General features: G+C 67.4%; 9 protein-coding genes and 5 pseudogenes. 9 read left to right on the plus strand and 5 right to left on the minus strand.

Annotated features, from left to right (window positions below; translation table 11 throughout):
- Positions 1-478 precede the first annotated feature (478 nt).
- The 3 genes and pseudogenes from LQ326_RS46185 to LQ326_RS46195 all read left to right on the plus strand — a co-directional run.
- Positions 479-1,339 (plus strand): annotated as a pseudogene (locus LQ326_RS46185) (MFS transporter); the annotation flags it as partial.
- A 140-nt stretch (positions 1,340-1,479) separates the two neighbouring features.
- Complete coding sequence (locus LQ326_RS46190; RefSeq protein WP_234545214.1) at positions 1,480-2,037, plus strand: cysteine hydrolase family protein; 558 nt, start codon at positions 1,480-1,482, stop codon at positions 2,035-2,037.
- 54 nt (positions 2,038-2,091) lie between these two features.
- Positions 2,092-2,277, plus strand: a pseudogene (locus tag LQ326_RS46195) (transposase); the annotation flags it as partial.
- A 5-nt stretch (positions 2,278-2,282) separates the two neighbouring features.
- On the opposite strand, the gene LQ326_RS46200 reads toward LQ326_RS46195, so the two are convergent.
- From LQ326_RS46200 to LQ326_RS46210, 3 genes are all read right to left on the minus strand, one after another.
- Positions 2,283-2,684 (minus strand): TIGR03618 family F420-dependent PPOX class oxidoreductase, encoded by a 402-nt coding sequence (locus tag LQ326_RS46200; protein ID WP_234545215.1) that lies wholly within the window; start codon positions 2,682-2,684, stop codon positions 2,283-2,285.
- A gap of 60 nt (positions 2,685-2,744) precedes the next feature.
- Positions 2,745-3,902, minus strand: a complete 1,158-nt coding sequence (locus LQ326_RS46205; RefSeq protein WP_234545216.1) for an epoxide hydrolase family protein — start codon at positions 3,900-3,902, stop codon at positions 2,745-2,747.
- Between the two features lie 75 nt (positions 3,903-3,977).
- Positions 3,978-4,553 carry a PadR family transcriptional regulator gene (locus LQ326_RS46210; protein ID WP_234545217.1) on the minus strand — a complete coding sequence of 192 codons (576 nt, stop codon included), beginning with the start codon at positions 4,551-4,553 and terminating at the stop codon, positions 3,978-3,980.
- A 127-nt stretch (positions 4,554-4,680) separates the two neighbouring features.
- Here LQ326_RS46210 and LQ326_RS46215 point away from each other — a divergent pair.
- From LQ326_RS46215 to LQ326_RS46225, 3 genes and pseudogenes are all read left to right on the plus strand, one after another.
- Positions 4,681-5,514 (plus strand): annotated as a pseudogene (locus LQ326_RS46215) (IS256 family transposase); the annotation flags it as partial.
- Positions 5,515-5,722: 208 nt separating this feature from the next.
- Positions 5,723-6,964, plus strand: a complete 1,242-nt coding sequence (locus LQ326_RS46220; RefSeq protein ID WP_234545218.1) for an IS110 family RNA-guided transposase — start codon at positions 5,723-5,725, stop codon at positions 6,962-6,964.
- A gap of 137 nt (positions 6,965-7,101) precedes the next feature.
- Positions 7,102-7,566: pseudogene (locus LQ326_RS46225) on the plus strand (transposase); the annotation flags it as partial.
- A gap of 40 nt (positions 7,567-7,606) precedes the next feature.
- Here the strand turns inward: LQ326_RS46225 and LQ326_RS46230 are convergent.
- Positions 7,607-8,164 (minus strand): annotated as a pseudogene (locus LQ326_RS46230) (helix-turn-helix domain-containing protein); the annotation flags it as partial.
- Positions 8,165-8,418: 254 nt separating this feature from the next.
- Here LQ326_RS46230 and LQ326_RS46235 point away from each other — a divergent pair.
- The 3 genes from LQ326_RS46235 (at position 8,419) to LQ326_RS46245 (ending at position 9,576) form a co-directional block, all read left to right on the plus strand.
- Positions 8,419-8,745, plus strand: a complete 327-nt coding sequence (locus LQ326_RS46235; protein WP_234545219.1) for a hypothetical protein — start codon at positions 8,419-8,421, stop codon at positions 8,743-8,745.
- Positions 8,736-9,074, plus strand: a complete 339-nt coding sequence (locus LQ326_RS46240; RefSeq protein ID WP_234545220.1) for a hypothetical protein — start codon at positions 8,736-8,738, stop codon at positions 9,072-9,074. The genes LQ326_RS46235 and LQ326_RS46240 overlap by 10 nt, the downstream gene beginning before the upstream one ends.
- Before the next feature lie 316 nt (positions 9,075-9,390).
- Positions 9,391-9,576 (plus strand): hypothetical protein, encoded by a 186-nt coding sequence (locus LQ326_RS46245; protein WP_234545221.1) that lies wholly within the window; start codon positions 9,391-9,393, stop codon positions 9,574-9,576.
- 96 nt (positions 9,577-9,672) lie between these two features.
- On the opposite strand, the gene LQ326_RS46250 is transcribed toward LQ326_RS46245, so the two are convergent.
- On the minus strand, positions 9,673-10,215 hold the full coding sequence (locus LQ326_RS46250) for a DUF4232 domain-containing protein (RefSeq protein ID WP_234545222.1): 543 nt from the start codon (positions 10,213-10,215) through the stop codon (positions 9,673-9,675).
- Between the last annotated feature and the right edge of the window lie 616 nt (positions 10,216-10,831).

The raw sequence follows: 10,831 nt of genomic DNA on the forward strand, positions 1-10,831 counted from the left end.
CGTCCTCTCGGCCCAGTCGATTCCGCAGTAGATCAAGGCATCCTCCCCAGGGCGTGGGTGTTTGCGCTGGTCACGAGCGCATGCGGGCCACGCAGCGACCTAATTCCAGGACTCGGCGACAAGGCCGGTCCGCCACCTCACTAGCCGTTCGTGGCACCAGCGCGTCACACGGGCCTCGGTCTCGACGGGAGCTCGCAAAGCTCGGGCATATCGAGAGGTCACCATGCAGCGGGCTCGCACCACCAACGTCAACGAGCAAGCACGGCCTGGGGTAGTGGCGATCACGCAGGCGCGAGCGCTTCGCTCTTCGCTCAAGGCTTCTCAAGCCAGGCTTCGTGTAGGAATCCGTCCGACGCCCACGCGACCACCACCGCGAGCACGGGGGCTGCACGCCGCTCTATGCGGAGGTCTCAAGAACCCGGTTCGGCGGAGGCGTCGCAGTCTTGTACTCGAACAGCCCGCTGGAGCGACAACCGCTGGTGTGCGCCGTATCCCGGCGACGCCCGGCGTCCGCCGCGACGACGGCCGCCATCCTGTGAGCCGTCTGGACCTGCCGGGCATGGGCCTGTTCGCCGTCGCGCTCGTGTGCCTGCTGCTGTTCCTCATGAACCCCGGTCGCAGCGACTGGTACCTGCTGGTCCTGGCCGTCGCTACGGGAGCCGGCTTCTCCTGGCGCGAACTGCGCGCCCAGCAGCCCTTCATCGACATACGCGTCTTCGGTGGCAACCTGCCGCTGCTGGCCACCTACGGCAGGGCGCTGCTTTGCTACGTCGTCACCTACGCCTTCCTCTACGGGTACACCCAATGGATGGAACAGGGACGTGGACTGTCCGCCTCGCAGGCCGGCCTGGCGCAACTGCCCTTGTTCGCCACAGCGATCGTCGTCTCCGCCCTCACAGGCCGCCACCGCAGCGCCCGCGGCAAGCTCGTCGTCGGCGCCATCGGCCAGGTCGTCGCCTGCGGTCTACTGCTCCTGTTGAGCAACAACAGCCCGGTGTGGCTGCTCATGGCCGTTGCGATCGTCCTGGGAGTCCCGCAGGGTCTGAACAGCCTGGCCCTGCAGAACGCCGTCTATTACCAGGCCGACGCCGAACGCATGGGCTCCTCCGCCGGACTGTTGCGTACCTTCGGCTACCTCGGCGCCATCATCGCCTCCGCCGCCAACGGTGCCTTCTTCGGCCAGCGGGCCGACACAGGCGGCCTGCACCACCTCGCCGCCTTCATACTCGCTGTCAGTGTGCTGTTCCTCGCGATGACTGTCGTAGACCGCTCCCTGCGCCGCGTCGGATGCGACGACCGAACCTCCACCGAGACCGAGCCTCAGTACACCGGCCGGTAAACCAAGACCTGCGGGCATCAGGGCAGTGGCCCGCCGAGGTACGACTCGGGTGCCACGTGCTCCAGGCCGGACAGAACCCGCTGCCCGGTACTGAGCCGCGTGCGGCGATTCGACCCATCCCACAACACTAAGGATCAACAGTGACCCACTCCGCCCTGCTCGTGATGGACGTCCAAAAGGGCATCGTCGACCGCGTCCCCGACCTCGGCCCTGACTACACAGCCGGTCTCGCACGAGCCATCGACGCGGCCCGGTCCGCGGGCATCCCCGTGGTGTACGTCGTCGTGGGCTTCCGCCCCGGTCACCCCGAAACCAAGTCCAGCCCGCTGTTCGGCGCCCTGCCTGACGGCGCCTTCACCAACAGCGACCCCGGAGCCGCTATCCATCCCGACGTCGTACCCACCCCCGGCGAGAGCATCGTCACCAAGAAGCGCGTCAGCGCCTTCACCGGCAGTGACCTCGATCTCGTCCTGCGCGGCGCGGACGCGGGCCACCTGGTCCTGACCGGCCTGTCGACCAGCGGCGTCGTCCTGTCCACTCTCCGCCAGGCCGCCGACCTTGACTACCGCCTCACCGTTTTGGCAGACGGCTGCGCGGACCCCGACCCTGAGGTCCACCGGGTGCTGACCACAAAGGTCTTCCCTCACCAGGGCGTCAACGTCACCACCATCGACGCCTGGATCTCCGACTTCACCTGACATTGCTGCCACCCGCAGAGCTCTGTTCATCCTGAAGTCGCGGGAGTATCGGGCGGGGGGCGGCAACGGGCAAGGCAGACAGGCCGACCGGCAGAAGTGGATCACCTGGACATGATCGACGAGACCCGGTCATGGGGCATCGGCGTCCCGCTCGCCGGCGGCGGCTACGGCCATACGGCCGCCTTCTGCCTCGGCCTGGAAGAACGCGGGCTCACCTACGTGGTCGGCATCTCCACCACGACCAGCTAGTGCACGGGGGCGTGAATGATGGTGTCGACGGCGATGGTCAGCAGGATCCGAGTCTGTCCCGGGCCGCCGTAGGAGGTGTAGGGCCGACCGGTGTACTTCTGGGAGAGGCGTTCGACGTTCTCGGCGGCACCGTCGGTGGTGGCGGCGGTCACATGCCCCTTTACCCCGAAGTAGCGGGTTGTGTCGTCGGGGTCGGCGATAGTCAGAGCGACGCGCGGGTCACGTTGTACGTTCTTCGTCTTTCGGTAGCCCTCAACGGTGTTGACGAGGATGTTTTCGCCGTCGGTGTCCACCCAGGTCTGCGTGAGCTGGGGCGAGCCGTCGGGCATCGTCGTGGCGATGAAGCAGGGACTCGGCCGCCGCAGCAGTTCGAGGAGTTCGGTCGGCAGAGCCGCCATGAGATCGTGCCCTTCTGCAAGGAGGTCGGTTGAGGGAGGTCGCGGTGCAGGCATTCGCGCTCAGCGCACGGAGCGGAAAGTGGCCCGGACGTCATCGGTGAAGCGTTTCGGCTGTTCCAAGGCTGCGAAGTGGCCTCCTGCGGCGGGCTCGCTGAAGTGGATGACGTTGCTGTAGCGGCGTTCGATCCAGCGCCGGGACTTTCGCACGTGTTCCTCGGGGAACATGCTGAATCCGGTGGGCACCGTGACGGGTTCGGCGGGGGTAGGCGCGGAGGGGCGGGGTGCCCGGGCCATTTCCCAGTACATTCGGGCGGAGGATGCTCCGGTGTTGGGAAGCCAGTACAGCATGATGGTGTCGAGTAGTTCGTCCAGGGTGAATGACGCTTCCGCGCCTCCTGGTGTGCCGCAGGTGTCCTGGTACATCGCGTAGATCCAGGCGGCCAAGCCGGTGGGGGACTCCGCGAGGGAGTAACCGATGGTCTGCGGACGGGTTGCCTGTTGTTTGGCGTAGCCCGAGAGGTTCTCCCAGAAGTAGCCAGCGCTGTCGAGCATGGCCTGTTCCTGCGCGGTGGCGTCCTTGATCTCCTCGGGTGTGGGCGGGAACATGGCGAAGTTGAGGTGCAGTCCGACGCAGCCGTCCGGGGCCGCGCGGCCGATCTCGTCGGTGACCGCGCAGCCGAGGTCGCCGCCCTGTGCACCCCACCGCTGGTAGCCGAGCCGGTCCATCAGTGTGATCCAGGCGCCGGCGATCCGGGGAAATCCCCAGCCGGGTGCGGTCGGCCGGTCGGAGAATCCGAATCCCGGCAGCGATGGCACCACGAGGTGGAAGGCGTCGCGCGGATCGCCGCCGTGGGCTGCGGGGTCGGTGAGCGGGCCGATGACCTTGTGGAAGTCGAGGACCGAGCTGGGCCATCCGTGGGTCATGATCAAGGGGAGGGCGTCCGGTTCCGGTGAGCGCACGTGGAGGAAGTGGATGTCCAGGCCGTCGATGGTGGTGCGGGACTGGCCGAGGCTGTTGAGGGTTTTCTCGCACCGCCGCCAGTCGTAGGTGTGGAGCCAGTAGTCGTGCAGGGCGCGGAGCTTGGCCAGTTGGGGGCCCTGGCTGGTGTCGGGCACGGTTTCGGCGTCGGGCCACCGTGTGCGGGAGAGGCGTTCGCTCAGGTCAGTCAGCTGCTCGTCGGGAATGGACAGTTTGAAGGGCTCGATCAGTTCCGACATGGTGCATGCTCCATATGGTCCGCACATTGGTCGTGCAGGTTGCAGGGTGGTACGTGCTGGCATGGTGCCCGGCGGTCAGGGGTTTCCGGGCTGGCGGGTCCGCTCGTCGGCGACGATCTCGGGCACCGCGTTCAGGACTTCTTGGAGCCAGGCAACTTCGGCGCGCAGCCGGTGCGCGCCGTGGCTGACCGCGAGGGACTCGCTCACCGTCAGGTAGCCGCTGTCGATGGCCTGCGTGTTCAGCGCCTCGGTGGTGGAGAGCATGGAGGAGAGCTCGTCCAGCCGGGAGGCGATCATGGCGTGGAGATCATCCAGTTTTTCGGGGTCCAGGCGGGTGAGGGCCAGGTCGAAGGGGTCCGGTTTCATCCAGATGTGGGTAAGCCCCTGCGACTGCAGTTCCCGGAGCCTCCGTCGCCCTTCGTCTGTGATGCCGTAGACCTGACGCTCGGGCAGATTGCCTTCTCGCTCGACTCGTACCTCGGCGAGCAGCCCTTCGGACAGCAGCCGTTTGATCGCCTGGTACAGGCTCCCTACCGACACGTCCGTCCACAGGTGCAGATGTTCCTGCTCTGCCTGGAGACGGACCCTGTGCCCGTGCATCTCGCCGTTCCTCGCGAACGTGTCGAGGATGAACAACCTGATCGATGACATACGAGTACTCTTGCATGAGTACAGGCTCGTGGTAAACCTGGGAAGAGAGATCGGTCCTGGAGATCCCTATGCCATACGGGGGTCTGTACGGTGAGCGGTGTAACTCCCGAGCTGGAAGCGACAGTTGATGACTGACGTGACGAGTGACACCGAGGCCGGGAAGGCCGCTGTGAGTGGGGCGGGCGCCGTGGATGAGGGGCTGGTCGCCGAGTTGGTGGCCCGGGCTCAGGCTGGTGGGGTGAAGCTCACCGGGGAGGGCGGCCTGCTGCAGCAGCTGACCAAGCGGGTGCTGGAGTCCGCACTGGAGGGCGACCTCACCGATCATCTGGGGCACGAGCCCGGTGAGCGGGCCGAGGGCGGTCGGGACAACTACCGCAACGGGCGCCGGTCCAAGACGGTGATCACCGAGTCGGGGCCGGTCGGGATCGCGGTGCCGCGGGACCGGGCCGGGTCGTTCGAGCCGCAACTGGTCAAGAAGCGGCAGCGGCGTCTGGGCGGGGTGGATGAGATGGTCCTGTCGTTGTCGGCGAAGGGGCTGACGCACGGGGAGATCTCCGCGCATCTCGTCGAGGTGTACGGCGCGGAGATCTCCTAGTCCACGATCTCCACGATCACCGACAGCGTGATGGCCGGCATGACGGAATGGCAGAACCGTCCGCTGGACAGCGTCTATCCGGTCGTCTTCATCGACTGTGTGAACGTGAAGGTCAGGGACGGACAGGTCGCCAACCGGCCCGTCTACATGGCGGTCGCGGTCACCACCGAGGGACACCGGGACATCCTGGGCCTGTGGATCGGCGATGGCGGGGAGGGCGCGAAGTACTGGCTCCAGGTACTGACCGAGATCAAGAACCGCGCTGCGGCCGATGTCCTGATGCTGGTCTGCGACGGCCTGACCGGCCTCCCGGACGCCGTGAACAGCGTCTGGCCTGCGACGATCGTCCAGACCTCATCCGTGCACACTCCTTGGTGGCGGGAGATGCCCGCCGGTCACCGCGCCAGCGGGAGAGGACCTATGCAGACGCGTTGCCTTCGAGGCCCCCATGCAGACCAGTCCCTCCCGCTGGAGGCGGGCCGCGAACTGGCCAGCGGGAGTTGCGCTTCGAGCGCCGAGATGAGGTACCAGCGGGGCCGCCCGATCGGTGACCAGGATCGACAGGACGGAAGCCATGCACAACTCCTTACCCACCAACTCCTCGGTCGGAGATGGCGTGTTCGGCGGCCTCGACTGGGGCGAGCAGCATCACCAGCTCTGCCTCCTCGATGGCGCCGGCCAGGTCATGCATCAGCGTCGGTACGCGCACACTGCTGACGGCCTCGAGCACCTGGAGCGGCAGCTGCGCCGACACGTCGCCCTGGCCGGCATCGCTATCGAGCGCGGTGAAGGCCTGCTGGTCGAACGCCTGCAGGCAGCGGGGCACACCCTCTACTGCGTCTCCCCGAAGATCTCCGCCCGGGCGCGCGAACGTTACCGAATGGCGCCGAAGAAGGACGATGCGTTCGACGCCTTCGTCCTGGCCGACAGCCTCCGCCACGAGCACCGACACTGGAGGCCGCTACCGGCAGCGTCACCGCAGCTGGCCGAGCTGCGCGCGGTCATCCGCGACCGGGAACGCGTCATCTGGAACCAGCGTGATCTGGAGAACCAGCTGCGGGCCCTCCTGCAGGCCTACCATCCCGCCGTGCTGCACATGTTCTCCTCGCTGGACCGGGACATCAGCCTGGCGTTCCTGCGGGACTACCCCACCCCTGAGCTGGCCCGTCGCGTCGGTCCCGAGCGGATGAAAGCGTTCACCGGCCGGCACGGATACTCAGGCCGCACCCGTCCAGAGGTGCTGGTGGAACGGCTGCGCACCCATCTGCTGGCCGTGGCCCCGGGCACGGTCGCGGGCAAGGAGCTGACCGCCGTGCTCTTCGCCGAGCAGCTCGCCCTGCTCAACGACCACGTCCGCATCCTCAACAAGCGCGTGGACAAGCTGCTGGCCACCCATCCCGACGCGCCCATCTTCCTCAGCTTCCCCTGCATGGGCCGGTCCTGCGCGGCCATGCTGCTGGCCGAGATGGGGGAGGACCGCGACCGCTTCCCCACCCCGGACGCTCTCCTCGCCGAGACCGGCGTCGCCCCGGTCACCCGGGCCTCCGGACGCAGCCGGCAGGTCCGCTTCCGCTACGCGGCCAACAAGCGCATGCGCCACGCCGTGGACTGGTGGGTTTTCACCATGACCCGCGAAGTTCCCTGGGTCCACGACGCATATGAGCAGGCCAGGGCCCACAAACAGCCCCACCATCGCGCCATCCGCGGGCTCGGCGCCCGCTGGGTCCGCATCCTCTGGCGCTGCTGGCAGGACCACACCAACTACGACCCCGCCCTGCACCACAGCGCCCGCCCGGAGGCCGACCTGACTGACTGAGGAACTCCACACCACGCTCCAGCATCCGAGGGACGATCACGCTCTGGTTCCTCGGCCCCTTGGCATGCCCTCAACTCTCGCCCAGTTCGATCAGCCTCCAACAACCTCCAAAACAACGGAGGTTGACAGGGGGAGTCTGCGTCGTTCATCTGCTGAGGAACAGCTTCCGTTACGCGGCCCGGCAGGACTGGGAGAAGGTCGCGAAGGCGCTCAGGCCGGTCTGCACCGCGCCGACCGAGGAGGCCGCGCTGGAGCGGTTCGTGGAGTTCAGCGATGCCTGGGGCGGAAAGTATCCGGCGATCGTCCGGCTCTGGGAGGCGGCCTGGGCGGAGTTCGTGCCCTTTCTCCGGTTCGACGTGGAGATCCGCAAGATCGTCTGCACCACGAACGCGATCGAGAGCATCAACGCGCGGATCCGTAAGGCCGTCCGGGCCCGGGGACACTTCCCCACCGACCAGGCCGCCCTCAAATGCGTCTACCTGGCCGTCATGAGCCTGGGCCCGACCGGCACCGGACGCAAACGCTGGACCATGCGCTGGAAGGCCGCACTCCAAGCCTTCGACATCACCTTCGACGGCCGGCTCACCGCCGGACGACGCTGAACAAAACCGAACGAGTTCGACCGTCCGCTACACAGACCCATATGACGGTGCCGTCGGCGATGTTGAAGGCGGCGAACAGGCTGGTGATGCCGTGCCTCAGATAGTCCTGGGTACGGCGTTCGGGCACGCCGGGCATCATCGGCAGCACCGGCTGGGACCGGTCCAGCGCCTGGATCTGACTCTTCTCGTCCACGCAGAGCACGACCGCCTTTTCGGGCGGGGTGGTGGTACAGGCCGACGACGTCGACGACCTTGGCGACGAACCGCGGATCGGTGGACAGCTTGAAGGAGTCCTGCAGGTGGAGCTTGAGGTCGAATCGCTTCCAGATCCGCCCGATCGTCGACTTCGACATTGTCCTGCAGGCCATCGAGGCGTTTCGCGATGAACCGTGCCCGCCAGCGGTCCACGGTCGACCTGTCGATGCCGAGGTCGGCCGCAGCCTGCTGGTTCGTCCCGCCCTCCGCGCAGCGCAGCACGATCTTGCGCCCGTAACGCGAGGAACTGGGCGGTCCTGGCCTGCCGCGCCCACTGCTGCAACTGCCTGCGCTCAGCATCGTCGAGGACGGTAGCGCATGGGATCATCCACGAATGGCTCATGCGTCGGCGCAATGTTGGCCGCTGCGGTCGGGTGCCGTGGTGGGGTGTCGACTGCATCGGATGGAACTCAGGGGCGGGGTATGTCGGACGGTCGGATGGTGCGTGCCGCAGTGGCGGTCTGCACAGTGGCGATGATGGGTACGGCGGCCGGATGCGGGAGCGACACCGGCGCCGGGAAGCCGGTGGTGAGCGGAATTTCCGGACGTCCCGCGACCGCGGGATCCTCCTCCGCCGGAGCGACGACGAAGCCCGGCGTGTCGCGCTCCCCCTTGCTCACCGGCACCCCCGCGGCCCGGAGCGGGCCCGCAAGCGGGAACAGTTCCCACCTGGTGACCCAGCGGGAGATCGACTCCTACGTGCTCACCCGGAAGGACGTGCCGGGCGACAAGATCTCAACGATGGCGGGCCGCACCACGGACGGGACGGAGATGCCGGTCACCTTGTCCACGGGCAACCTGCCACGGATCTCGCCGAAGGGCTGTCAGCACGTCTACGAGAACGCTCAGCACGGCATGCCTACCGCCAGTACGCCCTCGCCGATGACCTCCTCAGCGGCCGTGACAACGTCGAGGTGGCACTGATCGCGTACCGGCCGGCCGACGCGCCCAAGGTCCTCGCCGACCTGCAGGCGGCACTGCCCCGGTGCACGGCGTATGCAGGACCCGTCGACATGACCGAAGGCTTCGAGCACCTCCAGGTTCTGCCAGACCCGCACCTGGGTGACCAGGCCGTCGAGTACGGCATCGTGGAGAAGATCGACGACCAGGAAGGCACTCTCCGCGCCCCGTTCCACTTCCTGGTGGTTCGCAAGGGTTCCGTCATCGCTTGGTTCATGGCCCAAGGCTTCCCCGGCGAGGCGGCGGTCGTGCCCGTGAACGTGATCAACGCCCAGCTCGCGAAACTTCCCTGATCCGCAGTCCAGCGGGCTTCATGGGGAGCCTGTCCCGGTGGTCGAAGTTCAGCGGCGAACGGTCAGAGTTCAGCGACACTGGACAGCCGGGTCGGCCCTGACACGTAGCGTAGTCGAGGCCGACCTGTGTCACGCTGATCGGCCAGGTGCCCAGGGCAGGGGGTGATGCTCGTCGTTGTCGGCCGAACAGTCTGCGTGACACCCCTGGCGCCACAGCGCGACAGCCACTTTGCGTGATTGTGGTCGGTACTGGCCGTCCCGATAGCGCGGGTGAGGAACGCGGCCAGGTTGGCGACAGCCTCGGGTTCGGCGTGGCATGCCTGCCTGCGAACGCCGGCTGGCCCATGTCTGCGGCCGGGACCAAGCGGGCGAGTTCGGCGAGCAGCGCGGCATGGGCGAGGACGGGCGCGGGCAGGAGGCCGGCGGCAACCGTGCGGGCGGCCAGGTCGCGGTAGTGCCCGAGGTGCGCGGCCAGGGCACGGGCAGGCCAGGCGAGGAATGATGGCCGACTTTCCAGGTCGCCGAGGGCTACCGGGCGATGGGCGAGCGCCGCGCGGTCAAAGCCCTCCTGGAGCCCCGACCGCGCGGCCGCGGGGGATTACTGTCCGACCGGGTTGAGGTAGGTGCCCGGGTGGGTGGCGCCGTCCTGCTTCAGGATCTGGCCGCCGAACGGCCACTTCAGGGTGAAGTGCTTTGTCTCGTTCGGCGGGGTGACCAGGAACGTCGCGGGGACAAACTTCTCCTTCTGCGGCGTGGACCTGGCAACGGGGAGCAGGTTGATGCTGAAGTCCGTCGTGTCCCCCCGCCCCAGGGTGATCTTCGTGGGCCTCTTGGCCGAGCGCACCAGGGACCAGGTGCCGTCGGTCCTCTGGGCGCCGACCATGTCGACACCGGCGAAGCCGGACAGGGTGCAGGTGCGGTTGCTCCTGTTGGTGAACCAGATGAACGCCTGCGTCTGCTTCCCGGTCCGCCCCATCTCCGGCTTCGCGTCGTCCCCGGTGGCGAAACCGGCCTTCAGGTCGGCGGTGTGGCAACGCGTCGGCGCGGCCTTGGCGGTGGCGGCCGAGGCCGGGACGGCGGCGACGGCGGTGCCGGCGGCGACGATCGCCGCAAGGGCCACGGTGGTCATTTTGGTCTTCATGACGTGTTCGGTTCCCCTCGAATACGACTCGGTGCGCGAGGTCAGTGCGCACCCACGCACCTGTAGACGCTCGATGTCCGGCGGCGGTTCATTGTGCCGAGCAACCTTTTCCGCCGCGTACGGTGGGGGGGGCATGGCGCCGCGTTCGCGTCCGTCGGTTTCTATTCCGAACTCTGGTGAGGACTGGTCAACGCTGGTTCGGATTGGTGCCCTGCCCGGAGTGTTCGGTAGACGTGCGCCTTATTCCGGGCGGCGGCGTACCTCCCGCGCACGGTTGGTACACGAAATGTGCGCATGCGTGCTGGCGCATCTCGGGGGGCTTCGGGGGGAGGCGGTGGGGCGTTCCACCGGCGCTCCCCGGCCCTCAGTCCCCGGCGCCGGACACCACCTTCGGACCCCCCACTGTCTTGCGCCGGTCACGGGCAGACGTGCGCGGCTTCATATGGAAGGAACTTATTTCCCTATTTAGAACAATTCGCCTGATGTTGCGATGGATTGGCTGCGGTTCCGGGTGTGCGATCTCTCGGGTTGGTGTCGGTGGTGGTGAGAGTCGGTCGCGCTGGTCCAGTGGTTGGTGTTACGGGGCTGGTCAGTGGGTGTTTGTGGGCGGGTGGGC

The sequence above is a fragment of the Streptomyces shenzhenensis genome (genome assembly GCF_021462265.1).
Lineage (GTDB): Bacteria > Actinomycetota > Actinomycetes > Streptomycetales > Streptomycetaceae > Streptomyces > Streptomyces shenzhenensis.